Below are 18242 nucleotides of genomic sequence, written 5' to 3' on the forward strand. Positions count from 1 at the left end.
GCACACCCGCCACTGCCGTCGGGCACGTCGAGTGTAGTGACTCGGTGTCCCGAATCCACTGTCGCTATCGCCCGCTAACCTGGCGTGCGGTGGTGCGCGGGCCGCGGGTTGCGGCGGCCGATCGCGGTGTCGAGGAAGAAGGAGAGGTGACGGTGTCCGGAGTGCGGGACACGACGAGCGATGGCCGGACCTTCGTCCGCCCGAGCGCTCTGGACGGCACGGCGTTGCTGCGCTGGGGTCGAGTCTGTCTCGAGGACCTGGGACAGCGGCGCGAGGAGATCAACGCGCTCAATGTCTTCCCGATCGCCGATGCCGACACCGGCACCAACATGCTGGCAACCATGCGCGCGGCGATGCAGGCCGCGGACGCCGCGGTCGTTTCCGCGCATTCCTATCGCGCGCCTGGCAGCGCGGTATCCGCGCACGATGTGGCCGCCGCGATGGCGCGCGGGGCGACACTCGGCGCGCGCGGCAACTCGGGAATCATCCTGTCGCAGGTGCTGCGCGGCATCGCCGAAGCGGTGCACGGCGGGCCGTTGACCGGACGAACGCTGCGTGAAGCGCTGGCGAGGGCGTCGGCGCTAGTGCGTGAGGGGCTGAGTGTCCCTGTCGAGGGCACCATCCTCACGGTCCTGGATTGCGCGGCGGGTTGTGCCGCGGCCTGTTCGGACCCCGCACTGGCCGAGGTAGCGGTGGCGGCGGCCGATGGGGCCGCCGAGGCCCTCGGTGCCACGCCCGCGCAGCTGGGGGTGTTGCGTGCGGCGGGGGTGGTCGATGCGGGGGCGCGTGGACTGGTGGTCCTCCTCGATAGTTTGGTCTCGGTCACCCTGGGCGAGGCGCCTACGAGACCGCAGTATGTCCGCGCTGAAACCAGCGGCGCGGTCGTACCCGACGCCACCGATCCTGGGCCGCATTTCGAAGTCATGTACGTGCTCACCGACACCGACGATCAGCAGGTCGCTCGCTTGCGCGCGGCGTTGGCCGGGCTGGGGGATTCCGTTGTTGTGGTCGGCGACGGCAGTGGGGCCTGGTCGACGCATGTGCATTGCGCGGATGCGGGCGCCGCGGTGGAGGCCGGGCTTGCCGCGGGAACGTTGAGCGCCGTCAGAATCGAAAGCTTTGCGATCACCGCGCAGGTCGGTCATACCCATGCGGATACCACGGCGAACGCGGATGGCGCTATGCAAGCGGCATGGCGCGGCGTGGCCACTGACCGCGGTGAACCCGCGGACCGTGGGGTTCTCGCCGTCGCGTCGGGCGCGGGAGCCGCAGCGCTTTTCGAGGCGGCCGGTGCGGTCGTGCTCGACGGAGACGGTCCGATCACCGGCGCCGCGCTGCTGTCCGCGATCCGACGGCTGCCCAACCGTGAGGTGCTGGTGCTGCCCAACGGCGCGCTGCCCGCACACGATTTACTCGCCGTCGGGGTCGCGGCGCGAGACGCGCACCGCGACGTGCTGCTGCTGCCGAGCGGATCCATGGTGCAGGGCCTCGCCGCGCTCGCCGTGCACGATCACGGCCGGATCGCTGTGGACGATGCCTTCGCGATGTCCGAGGCGGCCGCGGCCACCCGGTGGGGTTCGCTGCGGGCCGCTGCGGGTCGTGCGCTGACCATGGTGGGGACCTGCGAACCCGGTGACGGGCTCGGGCTGGTCGGCCACGATGTAGTGGTGATCGATCGGGATGTGCGGACGGCGGGGCTGACCCTGCTCGATCGGATGCTCGGCTTCGGCGGCGAGCTCGTCACCCTGCTGATGGGCCGATCGACGCCCGTCGGGCTCGCCGACGCGCTGGTCGCGCATATCACCGACGGTTTCCCCGGTATCGAGGTCAACGTGTATTCCGGTGGGCAGCAAGGAGATCTGGTGCAGATAGGGGTGGAATAGATCCATGGCGACATTGAGTGATCGGCTCGACCACCTGCTCGGCGTGAAGGCGGCCGAGCCGCTGGCCGACGCGTTCGATATGCAGACGGTCGAGGACCTGCTGCGGCACTACCCGCTGCGCTACGCGACCCAGGGGCAGCCCCTCACGCAGGAGGAGCCGGAAGAGGGCGCGCACATCACCGTCATCGGCCGCGTGACGAAAACCGAACTGCGGCCGATGAAGAACCGCAAGGGGCGGCTGCTCAAGGTCGTTCTCGACACCGGCTCCGCACGTCCGATCGAGATCACCTTCTTCAACGGCGACAAGGTGGGTTACCTTGTCCGCGAAGGGGTCAGGGCGATGATGTCGGGCACCGTGCACTGGTGGCGGCCCGACCGATGGAACCTCGCGCATCCCGACTATCTGATCCTGCCGGAGAAGGAAGACGGTTCGGTCGAGAGCCTGACCTCGGTGCGCGGTGGCGGCGGGCTGCGCGGCTTGGCGCAGAGCGCGAAAGGCGCTGATGGCGTGGATGTCTCGTTCTTCGAGCGAGAATTCATTCCGGTGTATCCCGCGACGGCGAAGGTGCAGAGCTGGGATCTGCTCGCCTGTGTGCGGCAGGTGCTCGATCAGCTGGACCCGATCGACGATCCACTGCCCAACGACTTGCGCGAGGATCGCGGGTTGCTGAAGGTGTCCGAAGCGCTGCGGCTGATCCATCTGCCGGAGAGCAAGACCGATATCGATCAGGCAAGGGACCGTTTGCGTTTCGACGAGGCGCTGGCGTTGCAGCTGGTGCTGGCGGAGCGGCGACACGAGGTGGAGGGTCGCGCCGCGCGCCCGTGCCCGCCGCGCTCCGACGGTATCGCCGCGGTTTTCGATACCCGCCTGCCCTTCGAGCTGACCGAAGGTCAGCAGCAGGTGATTTCGGAAATCTCCGACGACCTCTCGCGTACCCATCCCATGCACCGGTTGCTACAGGGTGAGGTCGGCTCGGGTAAGACGATCGTCGCGCTGCACGCGATGCTGCAAGTGGTCGATGCCGGCCAGCAGTGCGCACTGCTCGCGCCGACGGAAGTACTTGCCGCCCAGCACTATCGGTCGTTGTGCGGCATGCTCGGCGACCTGGCGACCGCAGGCGAATTGGGCGCGGCGGAGCACGCGACGAAGGTTGTGCTGGTCACCGGTTCGATGGCGACGGCCGCGAAGAAGGCCGCACTGCTCGACGCGGTCACCGGCGAGGCGGGCATCGTGATCGGCACCCACGCGTTGATCCAGGACGCCGTGGAGTTCTTCGATCTCGGCATGGTGGTGGTCGACGAACAGCACCGTTTCGGTGTCGAGCAGCGGGATGCGCTGCGCGCCAAGGCCAAGACCGGCACCAGCCCGCACCTGCTTGTGATGACCGCGACGCCGATCCCGCGCACCATCGCCATGACCACCCTCGGTGACCTGGAGACCTCCACCCTCACCCAACTGCCGAGGGGGCGTTCGCCCATCACCTCGAAGGTGGTGCCGCGCAAGCAACATCCGAGCTGGGTCGACCGGGCCTGGGAACGGATCGTGGAGGAGGTCGCGGCGGGGCGGCAGGCCTATGTCGTGTGCTCGCGCATCGGTGACGACGAGAACGGCAAGGGCCCTGGTAAGGCCCGTAACGGTGGTTCGAAAAAGCCCGAACCCGAAAAGGAGGGTCCGACAACGCAGGCCGCCGCCGAGGTGTTCGATACGCTGCGCGCCGGCCCGCTGTCCGGCGTCCGGGTCGGGCTGCTGCACGGCAGGCTGCCGTCGGATGAAAAAGACCAGGTAATGCGCGCTTTCAACGACGGTGACATCGATGTGCTCGTGTGCACCACCGTCGTCGAGGTCGGCGTCGACGTTCCGAACGCCACCGTGATGGTGATCCTCGACGCGGACCGTTTCGGCGTCAGCCAGCTACATCAGCTGCGCGGACGCATCGGCCGAGGCAAGCACGCCGGTCTGTGCCTGCTCGTCACCGACGCCAATCCCGCCGGCACGGCCATGGCCCGGCTCAATGCCGTGTCCGCCACCACCGACGGCTTCGAACTCGCGGTGCTCGACCTACGCCAACGCCGTGAAGGTGACGTACTCGGCGCGGCCCAATCCGGTACCGCCCGCTCGCTGCGGCTGCTCTCGCTGCTCGACGATCTCGAAGTCATCACCGCCGCACAGGAATTGGCAAGGAAGGTCGTGGAGTCCGACCCCGGTCTCGTGAAACACCCCGGCCTTGCGGGCATGATGCACGCAGCGGTCGACGGTGAGCGCATCGAATACCTCGCCAAATCCTGAGTTACTGCTACACGAGCTCCATAAAGCCCAGGTTCCGAAGCGGTTCGGCCGGAAGCCGCGTGCCGCGACCATCGTCAGCGCACAGAGCGGGGGTACGGGAGATCTGTGCTGATGTGTTCGGTGACCGCGAGTGGGCTGCCGATATTCGGGAACGCGCGTTGCGGGCAGGCGGGGCGTTCGCAGACCTTGCAGCCCGCGCCGATCGGTACGGCGGCGGCGGGGTCGCCGAGGTTCAGGCCGGTGGAATACACCAGACGGTCGGCGTATTCGATGTCGCAGCCGAGGCCGATCGCGAAGTTCTTCGTCGAGGTACCGAATCCGTGTGGGACGGTTGTGGTGGTGCGGGCAATCCACAGATAGCGGCGGCCATCGGGCATCGCGGAAATCTGGGTCAGTATCCGGTCGGGGTTGGCGAAGGCCTCGTGCACCACCCACAGTGGGCAGCTGCCGCCGACCCTGGAGAAGTGGAATGCGGTGGCGGACTGGCGTTTCGAGATATTGCCCGCGCGGTCGGTGCGGACGAGGAAGAACGGCACACCGCGCTGGCCCTGGCGTTGCAGGGTGCTCAGTCGGTGGCAGATGGTTTCGAAACCGACTTCGAACCGCAGGCTGAGCAGGTCGAGGTCATAACGCAGTTCCTCGGCCGAGCGCAGGAACCTGCCGTAGGGCAGTACCAACGCGCCCGCGAAGTAGTTGGCGAGGCCGATGCGCGTGAGGGTGCGGGATTCGCCGCTGAGCGACGGGGATTCGGCCAGTACCGCGTCCAACTCTTTCCCGAAGAGCAAGAACCCCAGCGTGGTGGCGATCTGAAAGGCGCGCTGTCCAGGACGTAGCCGCCGAGCCAGCGTCAGTGTGCGGCTCTCGGGGTCGTAGTGCCGTTTCGGGATGGATGGATCGGCACCGTCGCCACGGACCAGAACCGTTACTCCCGCCCGTTCCTCGGCCACTCTGGCGAGTTGCCGATCGAGCGAGCCGATGGTCAGGCCGCATTCCTCGAAGAGCTGTTCGGCGGCGTGATCGAGCTGCGGAATGTGGTTGTGGTGGTCGTAGAAGAAGTCGCGCACATCCTCATAGGGCAAGGGCATGCCAGGCGTACCGGTCGGTGCGTCGACCCGGGCGGAGAGCAGATCCAGCTGATCGGTCGCGGCCCGCAATCGCCTATGCATCGCGACGACGATGCGGGCGACCTCGGGCAGTCGGGTCGCCAGTTCCTCGACCTCGGTCAGCGGCGCGCTGTCGCCACCCGCGGCATCCACCAGCACCTCGTGCAGGTCGGAGACCAGCCGTGCGTCTGAGTCGGCCGCGAAGAATTGCACGTCGAGGTCAAAGGTGGAGTTGAGTTTCAGCAGTACCGGGATGGTGAGTGGTCGCTGGTCACGCTCGAGTTGATTGAGGTAGCTGGGCGATAGATCGAGGGATTTCGCCAGGGCCGCCTGGGTCATCCGTCGTTCCTCGCGTAAGCGCCGTAGTCGGGCGCCCGCGTACATCTTGCGCACCTGCAAGATGGTAGCGGCCGAAATTCGCAAACATCGCAAAATATATAAATCTCGCCCGCAAAAATCTGCTGTTGCAAGGTGTTCTGCATCTAACCGGCCCCTGCGTAGCGTGCGAAGTGACACGAAACCGGAGGATGTATGAAGATCCACACCGTACGCGCTCACGGCGCCGCCGAGGAGTTCCCGCGCTCGGAACATCTCGCAACCAAGATCGCCGAGGTCGCCACCGACCCGATCGAGGTGACCGCCGAGGTGACCGAGATGATCGTGAACCGAATTATCGACAACGCGGCGGTGGCGGCGGCCGCGCTGATCCGCCGTCCCGTCACCAGCGCCCGCGCCCAAGCGACCGCGCAGCCCTACGGTCCGCGCCGGGGTCGTTCGGGCGCCACGGTGTTCGGTCTGCCCGCATCCCGCCGAGTGTCGCCGGAGTGGGCTGCGCTGGCGAACGGAGTCGCGGTGCGCGAGTTGGACTTTCACGACACATTTCTGGGCGCGGAGTACTCGCATCCCGGCGACAACGTCCCGCCGATCCTCGCGGTCGCCCAGCACGCAGGACGTAGCGGCGCCGAGCTGATCCGTGGTCTGGCGACGGGTTACGAAATTCAGGTCGACCTGGTGCGGGGAATCTGCTTGCACGAGCACAAGATCGACCATGTCGCGCATCTCGGGCCGTCGGCCGCAGCGGGCATCGGCACACTGCTCGGACTGAACTCCGAGACGATCTATCAGGCGATCGGACAGGCGCTGCACACCACGACCGCCACCCGTCAGTCCCGCAAGGGCGAGATCTCCAGTTGGAAGGCTTACGCGCCTGCCTTCGCGGGGAAAATGGCGGTGGAGTCGGTCGATCGGGCGATGCGCGGGGAGGGCGCGCCCGCACCGATCTGGGAAGGCGCCGATGGTGTCATCGCCTGGCTGCTCGGCGGTCATGACGTCGAATATCTGGTGCCGTTGCCGGGGCCGGGAGAGGCGAAGCGGGCGATTCTGGACAGTTACACCAAGGAGCATTCCGCCGAGTACCAGAGTCAGGCGCCCATCGATCTGGCTCGTCGAATGCGCGACCGCATAGGCGATCTCGACCAGATCGCCTCGATTGTGCTGCACACCAGCCACCACACCCACGTGGTGATCGGCACCGGATCCGGTGACCCGCAGAAGTTCGATCCGCAGGCGAGTCGGGAGACCCTGGACCACTCGGTGCCCTACATATTCGCGGTCGCACTCCAGGACGGCACCTGGCATCACGAGCGCTCCTACGCGCCCCAGCGCGCGCGGCGGCCCGACACCGTCGCACTGTGGCGCAAGATCTCCACCATCGAGGACCCGGAGTGGACGCGGCGCTATCACGCCACCGATCCGAATGAAAAGGCCTTCGGGGCAAGGGCTGTGGTGACATTGAAGAGCGGAGAGACGATCGTCGATGAACTCGCCGTCGCCGACGCGCACCCGTTCGGTGCACGGCCGTTCGCCCGCGAGCAATACATCGCGAAGTTCCGGACGCTGACCGAAGGCGTACTGGCCCAGTCCGAGCAGAATCGCTTCCTCGAAGCCGCACAGCGAGCGCCGAAACTGGCTGCGGGCGAACTGGATCAGCTGACGTTCACCGTCACCGACACCGTCCTCGATCGTGCGCCTGCGACGCCTGAGGGGATCTTCTGATGTCCGCGATCACCACGTCCGCCCCGATAGCTCCATCAGTACGGCCCCCAGACCAGCGCCTGCGCGGCGATCACATTCTCGCCGTTGTAGGTGACGGCGGGAGGACCCTGCAACCGGTAGCCCTGATCGAGCAAATCGCTGACCCGCTCACAGAACGCGGCGTCGTCGACGCCGGTGATCAGTCGGTAGCGCAGGGGATGATCTTCGGTCATACCGCCAGCTTAGAGCGGTGGGCGCGATGAGCGGGCTGATTGCCGCCGCTACCAGCGCGGCGCAGAAGCGTGTCGCGATGCGGGCGGGTCTCGGGTCCGGGTGTATCCAACGGTGGCCCGGTGCGTTCAATCCGCTGGTGGCCAAGCTGATTCAGGAGATCGGCTTCGAAGGCGTCTATGTGTCGGGTGCGGTGGTCTCGGCGGAGCTGGGTTTGCCGGACATCGGGTTGACCACGCTGAGCGAGGTGACGGCGCGGGGCAGGCAGATCGCGTCGGTGACCGATCTGCCGGTGCTGATTGATGCCGATACCGGTTTCGGTGAGTCGATGAACGCGGCACGGACCGTCACCATGCTCGAGGACGCGGGGCTGGCGGGCTGTCACATCGAGGATCAGGTCAACCCCAAACGCTGCGGTCATCTCGACGGCAAGGCCGTCGTCGGCACCGACGAGATGGTTCGGCGGCTGCGCGCGGCCGTTTCGGCCCGCCGTGACCCGAACTTCGTCATCTGCGCGCGCACCGACGCGCGTGGCATCGAGGGGCTCGACGCCGCCATCGAACGGGCGAAGACATATGCCGACGCCGGGGCCGATCTCATCTTCACCGAGGCACTTGCCGATGCCGGTGAATTCGCGAAATTCCGTGCGGCGGTAAATGTTCCGCTACTCGCAAATATGACCGAATTCGGAAAATCGGAATTGCTCTCGGCGAAGAAATTGGAGGACTTCGGCTACAACGCCGTGATCTATCCGGTGACGACGCTTCGGCTGGCGATGTACGCGGTCGAACAGGGGCTGCGCGAACTCGCGGTCAGCGGCACACAATTCGATCTGGTCGGGCAGATGCAGCACCGGGCTCGACTTTACGAACTACTCGAGTACCAGAAGTACAACGACTTCGATTCCGGAATATTCAATTTCACCGTGAGCGAGTGATCGACATGACCGAGATCAAGAAGGGCCTGGCCGGTGTGGTGGTCGACACCACCAGCATTTCCAAGGTGGTGCCCGAGACCAACTCGTTGACCTACCGTGGCTATGCGGTGCAGGATTTGGCGCGGCACTGCGGCTTCGAGGAGGTCGCCTACCTGCTCTGGTACGGCGAACTGCCCGACGCGGCCCAGTTGCAGCTGCTCTGCCAGCGCGAACGCGCGCAGCGACGGATCGATCGCTCGACCCTGTCCCTGATCGAGAAGATGCCGCAATCCTGCCATCCGATGGATGTGGTGCGGACGGTGGTGAGTTACCTGGGCGCGGAAGATCCAGAAGAAGACCTCGGCGACGTTCCCTCGCAGCGCGCGCTACTGGCCAAGGCGCTGCGGCTGACCGCGGTGCTGCCGACGGTGGTCGCCGCGGATAGCCGTCGCCGCCGCGGGCTGGAGCCCATCGCGCCGCACTCACATCTCGGTTTCGCCGAGAACTTCCTCAACATGTGCTTCGGGCAGATACCCGACCCGCGCATTGTTCGCGCCTTCGAAATCTCGCTGATTTTGTATGCGGAGCACAGTTTCAACGCGTCCACCTTCGCGGCGCGGGTCGTCACCTCCACCCGATCGGACATGTACAGCGCGATCACCGCCGCCATCGGTGCGCTGAAGGGGCCGCTACACGGCGGTGCCAATGAGGCCGTTATGCAAGCCATGCTGGAAATCGGTGATCCCGATCTGGCAGCGGAATGGTTGCGCGCCAAGCTTTCCGATAAGCAGAAAGTAATGGGTTTCGGGCATCGGGTGTACAAGAACGGCGACTCCCGTGTTCCGACCATGCGCGCCGCGCTCGAGCAGGTGTCCGAGGTGACGGGCGGACAGCGTTGGCTGCGCATGTACACCGAGTTGGAGCGCGCGATGGCCGAGGCGACCGGTATCGAACCCAATCTGGACTTCCCGGCGGGCCCGGCCTACTACCTGATGGGTTTCGACATCGAGATATTCACGCCGATCTTCGTGATGAGCCGCATCACCGGGTGGACCGCGCACATACTCGAACAGTCCGCCGCGAATGCTCTCATCCGGCCGCTGTCGGAGTACGTCGGTGTGCCGCAGCGGGAGTTGCTCGGGACGCGCGGGTGAACGTCGGCGGTTGAGCGCGGGAGATCTCTCCGAATCACATCCAAACCAAGCAAGCGTTTGGTGTAATCGTAGCGATCAAGCCCGAGCGATGCGGCATCGCCGTATCGGCGCAAGGAAGCGAGTGAGCCGAATGTCGAGTCCCGACGAGATCGTCAGTGCCATGTGTCAGAGCTGGTCGGATCCGGACCCGGACAAAATCAGCGCCTTCTTCGCAGAAGACGCCGTCTACCACAATATTCCGATGGAGCCGATCTACGGGCGCGCTGCCATCCGTGACTTCATCGCGGGCTTCCTCACCACGTTCGACGCCATCGAATTCGACATCCACCATCAGGTCGTCAAAGGCAACGTGGTCATGAACGAGCGCACGGATACCTTGCGCGGCAACGGCCGCGAGACTCCGTTGCCGGTGATGGGCGTTTTCATAGTGGACGACGGAGTCATCACTGCCTGGCGCGACTACTTCGACATGGCCGCGATCAACAAGGCATTCGGCCTGTAGGTTCCGGTGTCGATATAGGGCAGCGCGACGCCGGCGCTGCCCTATCGACTACTCAGTGCGCCTCTGCGGCGCGCGGTGGAGTGGCAGGCAGCTCGAAATGTCGAGCGAAAGCCTCGTCGATCAGTTCCGATGCCGCGCGAGTCACGATGAGCCTTGCGATGGCCAGATCGGTCTCGAGTTTGGCACGATCCTTCGGCGTGCGTGGGGATTGCTCATAGGTCTGCCCGGCCAGGCGATAGAACAGCTCGGTGGCATACCGATCAGCGATCCGATCACAGTCCGCGCGCAAGCGCTCGACCAGATGGAAGGTATCCGGTGCGGGTAATCCGGAGTCGGCAAGCCGGGTGGCCAGATCACAGGCGCGTGGATTCGTGAGCCGATATGCCTCGAGCGGGTCGTCGCTGGTTGCGAGAGCATGCTTCGCGTACTCGGGGAGATCGGGGTAGATGTCTTCGACCTGAGGGTCGACCGATGCGGTCGGTTCCGCACTCTCCTGGTTGGGTACGCCGAGGACGTCGGCGAGTCCGTCGCCTCGGTCCCAGGCTTCCAGGAGCTCCCGGATTCCGTTGAGCTTCATGCCGCGACCCAGCAGGCGACTGATTGTTTGCAGCCGGTCGAGATGATCCGACCCGTAGTAGCCGATCCGGCCGCGCACCTCGGGCGAGGGCAACAGCCCACGCTCGTGATACACGCGCACACTGCGCACGGTGGTGTCGGCTGCCCGTGCCAGTTCGTCGATCGTGAAGTTTGATTCTGCAGCCATGTTTACCAGGAAACCATAATCTGGGCCCCCTCGAAAATGGACCGTTCCATAACGCGCCGTCAAAAAACGGTATCGCAGGGTTGCGACTGTGTCAACGAGCCGTTACTTAGTGGCGGAAACTGTTGCCAGTCGGTCAACGACACAGTAACGTGCGTCTGACCAGCTAATCGCGGCTGGGTTCCGGGGACTGTCGAGCAGCCCTGATGACCTTCCGATCCATGGAACACGCCTCTATAGGCGTGCCCTCGGCATCCCCGGAGATGGCTATGAGCATTACGCGGATCGCACCGCCGAAGACGGAAACCCCGGTACCGGCGAGGATCTCACCGATCAAGACCAAGTCGACGCAGCGCCCCCCCTGCGCGGACGGACCCGACGACTGGGACATGGACGCCGGAAACCCCGACTCCTGGCGAACCGCCGTCGGAACGTGCGAGAGATGCCCACTGCTCGCGCAGTGCGAGCAGATGGTGCAGGCGCTCATCGAACGCGGTGACGGCCCCCGCGCGATGATCTGGGCGGGCGTCGCGTACGACAATTCCGGCAGCGTGATCGAGAATCTGGACCGGCACCGCACCGCTCCGATCGATCACAAGCGGCCGATGCAGATCATTCGCAATGGTCCGAGGCAACTTCGGACGACGCCGGCGCTGACGGCACCGCGCAGGCACATAGTGCTCGGTCGGCCGCTGAAACCGACCGGAACCGACGCGTTGTGAGTAGGCTGCGTTGACATTTGACGACGAATCTCTCTCTGATAGTGGGTAACTCATGACGGTGCTGGCCCTGGAGATCGCCACTTCGTGGTTCGCGGTCAGTGAGATAGCGTCGGATGTGGACACCGATGACGTCCGCAGAATTCCGGTACCGGCCCGCGGCGCATGGGAGCAGTGCAAAGAACTGCTGCTCGAGGTCGCGGGGGGTCGGGAAGTCACTTCGTTGGGAATCGCTTCGGCGGGGCCGATCGATATGGCGGCCGGGGTGGTCGCGCCACTCGATGTTCCCGAATGGCGTGCGGGTTTCGCCATTGTCGCCGCCGCACAGGCGGCCTTTCCGAAGGCCGAGGTTCGGCTTGCCCTCGACGGGGTCTGTCTTGCCCTCGGTGAGCGGAATCTCGGTACCACCCAGGACGTGATGGATTCGTTGGTCCTCAATGTGTCCGATCGAATCTGCGGCGGGGTCATGGTGGGTGGGTTCGTGGTCGTGGGACGGACCGGCAATGCCGGTCACCTCGGGCACGTATTGGTTCCAGGATTCGACGACCCGTGTGAGTGCGGCGGCCGCGGCTGCCTGGAGGCGGTCGCGGGTGGGGCGGCGGCGCTGCGGTGGGCGCGCGCACAGGGCTGGTCGGGAGTATCCGTGCCGGAGCTGGTCGAGGCCGCCGTGACGGGCGACGAAATCCCCGCTGCCGCGATGCGGCGAGCGGGCACGGCTCTGGGCAGGGCGATCGCATCGGTGGCGGCGCTGCTCGACATTGATCTTGTCGCCGTCGGCGGCCTGCTCTCCGAAGCCGGGCCCGTGCTATGGAAACCGCTCAATGAAGCGGTTGCCACCCATGCTCGGCTCAGTTTCCTGTCCGGACTGCGAGTGGTGCAGTCGAAGCTCGGCCCGGTGTCTGTGCTGGCGGGAGCCGGCGTACTCGCGCTGACGGCACCGGGTGGCTGACCAGGGCAGACGCCATCGCCACTGACCGCCGCACTCGGCGGGGTGCCCGGGATGACCGGGCCTCGAAAACTCCGGTTGATTGAGCCGCTAAACAACGGTACATTGCCTAAGTCACAGGATGTCTCATCTGGGTCATGCCCGGAACAACGGCTGAAGCGGGCAATGTGCGATGCGTAGTGAAGCAGTGATTCCATGGGTGACGGTGGAAACCCTGACGCCTGGCGTCATGTCGGTGGCCTCGATCGGTAATGAGCCGCGAGGTTTCGCGGGTTGGCAGCGCGCACTACAGCGTCTGCTGTCGAAAACACCCGCGCTTTATGACAATCTCACCACCCCCATGCTTACTCAGGCCGTCCAGACGGCTCGTGACCAGGCCGAGGATGTCGATCTGGCGGTGCCGACCGGAGCAGGTCCGCACAAGCTGCTGATCAGGCCGGTATTCGGGCCCACCGGCGACGTGCACGCGATCCGGCTGTGGCTCGGGCCCGCCTCGGCGCAGGTGCCGGATTTGAGCCCCGCGGTCGGCGCGATATGGGATCTGAAGAGTCAGACCATAGAGCAGCCGAGCGGCATGACGCAGCTGTCGGGTATCTCCGCCGAGCAGTACGTGCCGAGAATGTCCATTGCCGAGCTGTTTCACCGAGTGTCTACCTTCGATCGGCATGCCGAGGTGCTCGATCTGCTCTACAACCCCAAGCCCGGTGACAAGTTACAGTTCGAGACCTCCGTCGCGCATGGTCCGGCCCGTCCGGGACGGTGGCGGATCACCATTCGGGCGCGCGACGACGATCAAGGGCATGGCGCGTGGTGGTTGATCGAGGACATCTCCTCGGATAACGAGTCGTCGGCTTGGCCCACGCTGGAGCGAATCGGGTTGCGCGAGGCGCACCGTCGCGCCGGAACCCATCTGGCCGTCGTCCAGCTCGAGCACACCAGCATCGCGCATTGGCTCACAGATCCCGCACCGTGGATCCGATGGGACTATCTGTTCCGGCCGGTGGACGTGTTCCATTCCGACGATCGGCCGCGTCTGGTCGAGCTCAGCGACCGGTTGCAGTCCGGCGACAGCGTGGGCGTTACGGTTCGGGCTCTCAATTACGGCGGTGGCTACACGCCGACTTCGCTGCTGCTGTATCCGTATCCGGGTTACTCGAGCGGGCGCCTGGCGATCGCGCAACTCGTTCGTGTCGGCTACGACGTGCCAGTCCTCGAGCCTAACCGCACGTCCATGGAGCCGCGGCAACGGAGTGCGCCGATCGGCTACGACGATCAGCTCCGGCACTGGTTGGCAGGCCGTATGCCGCAGAGCCCAGCGTGGTGACGCACTATTCCCACTTATGGGGATGGGCCGCCGGTCGGGATCGGCTGTGCTCTCTACCATTTCGAGAGTGAGGACAGTGGGTCGCGAGCAGCCAGAATCGGGTGAAGCTTTGCTTCGCCGGATGGTCGCGCGCCGCCGACGTGACAATATTGTGGTCGCCGTGCTGGCGGTCCTCGCCGTCTTCGGCGGTGGTCACGCGTTTTTCAGTCTCTTCTCCTCGGATCCACCGCCGCCGTCGGATAACACCACGACCGCGATTGTCGGACGTGCGCAATTAGCGGGTTCATTTGCCGAACAATTCGTCGTGAATTATCTGACTGCTGTTGCCGGACAACAGGATCGGATCGGCGAATATGTCGGAACCGCACAGCAAATTTCGTTGCCGACGGCCGCGCGGGTGGTGTCGGATCCCGCTGTCGTCTATGTTTCGCGCGAGCGGTCCGTCAACGGACTCGACGTCTGGTCGGTGACGGTTTCGGCTCGGATCGGTAAGGGCACAACGGCGACTGCCGCGGACCCCCGCCAGTTCTACCGGGTCGCGGTGTCCCTGTCCGAAGGACGACTACGCGCACTGTCGGTGCCCGCGGTCGTGGAGCCACCGGCACGCGGCGCCGACCTCGCGCTTGCCTACTCCTCCCCGTGCGCGGCGGAGACTCCGCTGGCGCAGGTCGCGGCGGGATTCCTCAGTGCGCTGCTGGCCAATTCGGGTGACGTAGTTCGATACACCACCCAGGACTCCGGTATCACGGCACTGAAGCCTGCCCCCTTTACCGCCGTCGAACTCGTGTCGCTTGTTGCTGACGACCGCAGTTGCGGCACCGGCAACGCCACGGCTCAGGTGTTGGCGACCGTCAACCCGAAGGCCGACGGCGGCGCCACAGCGACACTGGCATACCCACTGTCGATGGTGCGCAACGGCGGGCAGTGGCAGGTGCAGTCCATCGACTCGGTACCCGCACTGGCGAATCCGCTGGCTATTGTCGGCGCCCAGGACTCGCGCGGCTCGGGGGCATCGAGCACCTCGACAGCACCGCCGACAACGACGATGCAGATACCGCCGGCCAAGCAGAATTGATCCGAGAAGAGGCACCCGATGGGTAATCTCACTAATATCCTCTATGGCGTTCTGATGTTTGTGCGCTGGGCAGGATTGATTGTCATCACCATCCTCAGCATGGGGGTACTGATCGGCGAAGCGGCCAAATCGAGACTGTCACCTGCCAAGATCCTGACGGTCACGGGATCGGCGATTCTTGCCGCCGTGATGTTCTGGATTCTGCCGACACTCGTCAATTACGCACGCACGGATTCGAATATCGTGGTTCCCGACCACCCGATCGGTGGCTATCGGTGAGCCAGACGATCAAGGTGTTCACGCCGATCAAGCGCGTTCCCACCATGATCGGTAAGGCCCAGAACGGGCAGAAGCTCCCGTTCGGGCCTTACACGCTTCCGCAGGTCACCGGGGGGGTGGCGATGATGACGATCGCGTCGGTGTGCGCCATGGTCTTTCCGGTCAATCCGGCCGTCACTTTCGCGACCGGTCTTGCTATCACGATCGCCGTCGTCTTCGCCATCGGACTTGTGCCTTACACCGGTGTGCGGATGACCTCGCGCGCATTGTGGGTGCTTCGGCTCATCGTCAGTCGAAAGCCGGTCTCCGCGTCCGGGATGCCGATCAGCTCCGATGCGACACGCACTACCTTGTTCGTCGAGGAGTCCGTGGTCGTCCTGCTGCCCGACCGGCCGTCGGCCAATACCGCGTCGAAGAGCGGCGGCGCAGGAGTCCAACTGCTGGAATTGATCGGAAACGGCCGCAGTCTGGCGCCGGGCGAGGGTGTTTGATGGCGTTCGGACGTGATATCCAGCCCACCGCCGCGATTCGCGGACACCTACAGTTCACCCATTCGGGTCTGATCACCGCGACCTATTTCATCAACCCGCTCGGCTACGGGTTACGCAAGTCCGGCGACAAACACGACGTCAAGGTGGCGCACCACGCCCTGATCAACAGCCTGCCGAACGGGTCGCTGCTGCTCGGTATCCAGGCACGTCTGAATACGATCGACGTGCTGACCAAAATGGTGGAGGGCGTCGATCTCGACGAGTGCGAGGACTACGCGGACGAAGTGGTCGCCTCCTTCGAGCGGGTGCGCGCGATCGGGCCACAGACCCGGATCTTCCTGCTGTCGGTTCCGGTCGGCGCCAGCAACTCCGGTATCTCCGCGCTGTCCCGGATCTGGCGCGGCACCACCTCCACGATCGATGCGACCGCGTTCTCGCGTGCCGACCTGGATGCCTACGACGAGAAGGCGAACGAGATCCTGTCCAGGATCGGTGGCGATTTCGATCCGGTCCCGGTGCCCGCCGCGCTGTTCCAATGGTTGTGGGAGCACTATTTGTCGCGTGGCGCGGCAGGTGATCCGGTCGCCCCTACCCGAGCGGGCGCTCTGGACGACGCGACCGCGGCGGTGTTCCGCTCCGCGGCGCTCGACGAAGGGGCTCAGGCCGACAGCAACCGGCGCCTGCGGCCCTCGTTCATCCCGGTCATCAAGGTAGTGCAGCCCGACTTCGAATACCGGCCGTCCTATCAGGCAATGCTCACGCCGCACTCGTTCCCGTACTCGGGCATGACCTTTCCCGGTGGCAGTGAATTCCTGAGTGTCCTCGAGGGGCTCGGCGACGTCACGGTCGACTGGGGTATGCGGGTGACGACCAAGCCCGCGGATCAGGTGCTCAAAAACAACGAGCTCGGCCTGCGGCGGCTCGGTGAGCAGATGGATCAGCGCGATCAAGAGGTTTCGTTCGCGCAGAACACGCTGACATCGAAGGCGCAGATGCTCGGTGAATACAACCAGCACTACGAAGTCAACACCGGCGAGTCCGAGGTGTCGTTCACTACCGTGATCGCGATCGGCGGGCCATCGCGCGACGTGACAATGGATGCGGTCAACGCGCTCAAACGCCGATACAAGCGCTTCCAGGTCGAGATGACAGCGCCGGTCGGCACCCAGGTCGACCTGTGGTCGATGCTGATTCCAGGCAGCGACCCGCGACGGGCGTTCGATGATTTCGCACATATCGTGCCTTCGGACATGTGGGCCGGTTTCGTGCCGTTCACCACCAGTCAGATCGGTGACGACAGTGGCCCGGTGATCGGGGTCAACCTGTTGTCGGGCAATTTCGAGCCGATCCACTTCGGGATCATGGAAGCGGCGTTGCACGACCTGTCCGCGTCCTTCGCGGTGACCGGCGAGCTCGGGTCGGGTAAGTCGTATTTCCTGAAACTCATGGCGGTCCTCGTCCACGACATGGGCGGTCAATTCCTCGCCATCGACCGCAGTCAGGTCGGTGAGTGGGCGCATTTCGCCTCCGCGATCGATGACGCGGTGATCATCGACTTGGCGAATCCGACGGTGTCCCTTGATCCGCTGCGGCTGTTCGAACCACGGATCGCGGGTGAGCGTGCGCTCGACTCGATCCTGCCGTTGCTCGACCTGTCGCCGACATCCGGGGCAGGAGCGGCTATCAGCAATCTGCTGACGGCCAAAGGGATTGCCGCGCACGGTATCCGCAGTCTGCTCGATCTATTCCATACGGTCCAGAGGCTGCGTGACGACCCCAATAGTGGGGATGAGTACGCCGACCTCACCGCGCGGATCGGAACCATCGTGGAGCGGGTGCCGGTACTGTTCGACCCCAAGCTGAAACCGCTGAAGCTCAACGCCGCCGCCACCGTCGTCCGCAGCCATAATTTGGCGCTGCCGACGGCGGAGGAACTCACCACTCCGCATCTCTACAACCGCTTGCCATTGACCAAACGGTTGGGCACCGCGCTGTACGAGCTGGTCGGCGTCACCGCGCGGGAGGCGTTCCTGACCGACAACGGCAGGTTCGGGTTGCTCGTAGGTGACGAGGCGCACCACTTCACGCAGACCCAGGTCGGTTCGGCGGTGACCTCGGACTTCAGTCGCGACGGTCGTAAGCACCTTGCCGCGATCGGCCTGGCCTCCCACGATCCGGCCACCGACTTTCAGGGCGCCGCACACAATCTGATCCCCAACCGATTCATCTTCCGCCAGCGCGATGAAACCCTGGCCCGCAACAGCTTGGAATGGCTCGGCGTCGATTTGGATGAGGCACCGTTCCTGCTGCAAATATTGCGGGAGGAGACCTCGCCGCCTATCGGTCCCGGCCGCCAGGTTCCCGATGAGCGCCGCGGCGAGATGTTCATGCGTGACGCGCTGAACCGGATCGGCCGAGGAAAGGTCCTCGGTCCCGCCCGCCCGGACCGCGCGAAGGCGATCACCAGCACGCCGACGGCCGCTGGTAACAGTCGCACCGCTATTTCGCAACGCCAGGTGGTCCCTTGACCGTTCATGC

The 18242-nt window shown here is 65.0% G+C and carries 16 protein-coding genes; 13 read left to right on the forward strand and 3 right to left on the reverse strand.

Annotation, left to right across the window (positions count from 1 at the left end):
- The first annotated feature begins 209 nt into the window (after positions 1–209).
- Both ACLMAJ_RS16660 and recG read left to right on the forward strand, forming a co-directional pair.
- A complete protein-coding gene (locus tag ACLMAJ_RS16660) occupies positions 210–1883 on the forward strand; it encodes a DAK2 domain-containing protein (RefSeq protein ID WP_412014797.1) in 1674 nt (557 codons plus the stop codon).
- A 4-nt stretch (positions 1884–1887) separates the two neighbouring features.
- On the forward strand, positions 1888–4170 hold the full coding sequence (gene recG, locus ACLMAJ_RS16665; protein ID WP_412014606.1) for an ATP-dependent DNA helicase RecG: 2283 nt from the start codon (positions 1888–1890) through the stop codon (positions 4168–4170).
- Between the two features lie 74 nt (positions 4171–4244).
- On the opposite strand, the gene ACLMAJ_RS16670 is transcribed toward recG, so the two are convergent.
- On the reverse strand, positions 4245–5666 hold the full coding sequence (locus ACLMAJ_RS16670) for a short-chain fatty acyl-CoA regulator family protein (protein ID WP_412014607.1): 1422 nt from the start codon (positions 5664–5666) through the stop codon (positions 4245–4247).
- 138 nt (positions 5667–5804) lie between these two features.
- On the opposite strand from ACLMAJ_RS16670, the gene ACLMAJ_RS16675 reads away from it, so the two are divergent.
- On the forward strand, positions 5805–7328 hold the full coding sequence (locus ACLMAJ_RS16675; protein ID WP_412014608.1) for an MmgE/PrpD family protein: 1524 nt from the start codon (positions 5805–5807) through the stop codon (positions 7326–7328).
- 35 nt (positions 7329–7363) lie between these two features.
- On the opposite strand, the gene ACLMAJ_RS16680 is transcribed toward ACLMAJ_RS16675, so the two are convergent.
- Positions 7364–7540 (reverse strand): DUF1737 domain-containing protein, encoded by a 177-nt coding sequence (locus tag ACLMAJ_RS16680; RefSeq protein WP_412014609.1) that lies wholly within the window; start codon positions 7538–7540, stop codon positions 7364–7366.
- Between the two features lie 26 nt (positions 7541–7566).
- Between ACLMAJ_RS16680 and prpB the strand changes: the two genes are divergently transcribed.
- The 3 genes from prpB to ACLMAJ_RS16695 all read left to right on the forward strand — a co-directional run bounded on the left by prpB (position 7567) and on the right by ACLMAJ_RS16695 (position 10110).
- Entirely contained in the window at positions 7567–8475 is a 909-nt protein-coding gene (prpB, locus tag ACLMAJ_RS16685) for a methylisocitrate lyase (protein WP_412014610.1), read from the forward strand.
- A 5-nt stretch (positions 8476–8480) separates the two neighbouring features.
- Positions 8481–9608 (forward strand): bifunctional 2-methylcitrate synthase/citrate synthase, encoded by a 1128-nt coding sequence (locus ACLMAJ_RS16690; protein ID WP_412014798.1) that lies wholly within the window; start codon positions 8481–8483, stop codon positions 9606–9608.
- 130 nt (positions 9609–9738) lie between these two features.
- Complete coding sequence (locus ACLMAJ_RS16695; protein WP_412014799.1) at positions 9739–10110, forward strand: nuclear transport factor 2 family protein; 372 nt, start codon at positions 9739–9741, stop codon at positions 10108–10110.
- A 52-nt stretch (positions 10111–10162) separates the two neighbouring features.
- Here ACLMAJ_RS16695 and ACLMAJ_RS16700 read toward each other — a convergent pair whose 3' ends face one another.
- Complete coding sequence (locus tag ACLMAJ_RS16700) at positions 10163–10873, reverse strand: MerR family transcriptional regulator (RefSeq protein ID WP_412014611.1); 711 nt, start codon at positions 10871–10873, stop codon at positions 10163–10165.
- 266 nt (positions 10874–11139) lie between these two features.
- Here ACLMAJ_RS16700 and ACLMAJ_RS16705 point away from each other — a divergent pair, with 266 nt between their 5' ends.
- The 7 genes from ACLMAJ_RS16705 to ACLMAJ_RS16735 all read left to right on the forward strand — a co-directional run bounded on the left by ACLMAJ_RS16705 (position 11140) and on the right by ACLMAJ_RS16735 (position 18232).
- Complete coding sequence (locus tag ACLMAJ_RS16705; RefSeq protein ID WP_412014612.1) at positions 11140–11592, forward strand: hypothetical protein; 453 nt, start codon at positions 11140–11142, stop codon at positions 11590–11592.
- Between the two features lie 52 nt (positions 11593–11644).
- A complete protein-coding gene (locus tag ACLMAJ_RS16710) occupies positions 11645–12538 on the forward strand; it encodes an ROK family protein (RefSeq protein WP_412014613.1) in 894 nt (297 codons plus the stop codon).
- A 169-nt stretch (positions 12539–12707) separates the two neighbouring features.
- Entirely contained in the window at positions 12708–13859 is a 1152-nt protein-coding gene (locus ACLMAJ_RS16715) for a GAF domain-containing protein (protein WP_412014614.1), read from the forward strand.
- A 67-nt stretch (positions 13860–13926) separates the two neighbouring features.
- Complete coding sequence (locus tag ACLMAJ_RS16720) at positions 13927–14934, forward strand: conjugal transfer protein (RefSeq protein WP_412014615.1); 1008 nt, start codon at positions 13927–13929, stop codon at positions 14932–14934.
- Positions 14935–14952: 18 nt separating this feature from the next.
- Entirely contained in the window at positions 14953–15213 is a 261-nt protein-coding gene (locus tag ACLMAJ_RS16725) for a hypothetical protein (RefSeq protein ID WP_412014616.1), read from the forward strand.
- Positions 15210–15704 carry a hypothetical protein gene (locus ACLMAJ_RS16730; protein ID WP_412014617.1) on the forward strand — a complete coding sequence of 165 codons (495 nt, stop codon included), beginning with the start codon at positions 15210–15212 and terminating at the stop codon, positions 15702–15704. Before ACLMAJ_RS16725 ends, ACLMAJ_RS16730 begins: the two co-directional genes overlap by 4 nt.
- Positions 15704–18232, forward strand: a complete 2529-nt coding sequence (locus ACLMAJ_RS16735; protein WP_412014618.1) for an ATP-binding protein — start codon at positions 15704–15706, stop codon at positions 18230–18232. Before ACLMAJ_RS16730 ends, ACLMAJ_RS16735 begins: the two co-directional genes overlap by 1 nt.
- The last annotated feature ends 10 nt before the right edge of the window (positions 18233–18242 follow it).

This window comes from Nocardia arseniciresistens (assembly GCF_046764875.1).
GTDB lineage: Bacteria > Actinomycetota > Actinomycetes > Mycobacteriales > Mycobacteriaceae > Nocardia > Nocardia arseniciresistens.

Excerpts from the sequence above, each read along its gene's own strand:
- recG (WP_412014606.1), top strand. The coding sequence starts at position 1,888 with ATGGCGACATTGAGTGATCGGCTCGACCACCTGCTCGGCGTGAAGGCG.
- ACLMAJ_RS16675 (WP_412014608.1), top strand. The coding sequence starts at position 5,805 with ATGAAGATCCACACCGTACGCGCTCACGGCGCCGCCGAGGAGTTCCCG.
- ACLMAJ_RS16680 (WP_412014609.1), bottom strand. The coding sequence starts at position 7,540 with ATGACCGAAGATCATCCCCTGCGCTACCGACTGATCACCGGCGTCGAC.
- prpB (WP_412014610.1), top strand. The coding sequence starts at position 7,567 with ATGAGCGGGCTGATTGCCGCCGCTACCAGCGCGGCGCAGAAGCGTGTC.
- ACLMAJ_RS16690 (WP_412014798.1), top strand. The coding sequence starts at position 8,481 with ATGACCGAGATCAAGAAGGGCCTGGCCGGTGTGGTGGTCGACACCACC.
- ACLMAJ_RS16695 (WP_412014799.1), top strand. The coding sequence starts at position 9,739 with ATGTCGAGTCCCGACGAGATCGTCAGTGCCATGTGTCAGAGCTGGTCG.
- ACLMAJ_RS16700 (WP_412014611.1), bottom strand. The coding sequence starts at position 10,873 with ATGGCTGCAGAATCAAACTTCACGATCGACGAACTGGCACGGGCAGCC.
- ACLMAJ_RS16705 (WP_412014612.1), top strand. The coding sequence starts at position 11,140 with ATGAGCATTACGCGGATCGCACCGCCGAAGACGGAAACCCCGGTACCG.
- ACLMAJ_RS16710 (WP_412014613.1), top strand. The coding sequence starts at position 11,645 with ATGACGGTGCTGGCCCTGGAGATCGCCACTTCGTGGTTCGCGGTCAGT.
- ACLMAJ_RS16715 (WP_412014614.1), top strand. The coding sequence starts at position 12,708 with ATGCGTAGTGAAGCAGTGATTCCATGGGTGACGGTGGAAACCCTGACG.
- ACLMAJ_RS16725 (WP_412014616.1), top strand. The coding sequence starts at position 14,953 with ATGGGTAATCTCACTAATATCCTCTATGGCGTTCTGATGTTTGTGCGC.
- ACLMAJ_RS16735 (WP_412014618.1), top strand. The coding sequence starts at position 15,704 with ATGGCGTTCGGACGTGATATCCAGCCCACCGCCGCGATTCGCGGACAC.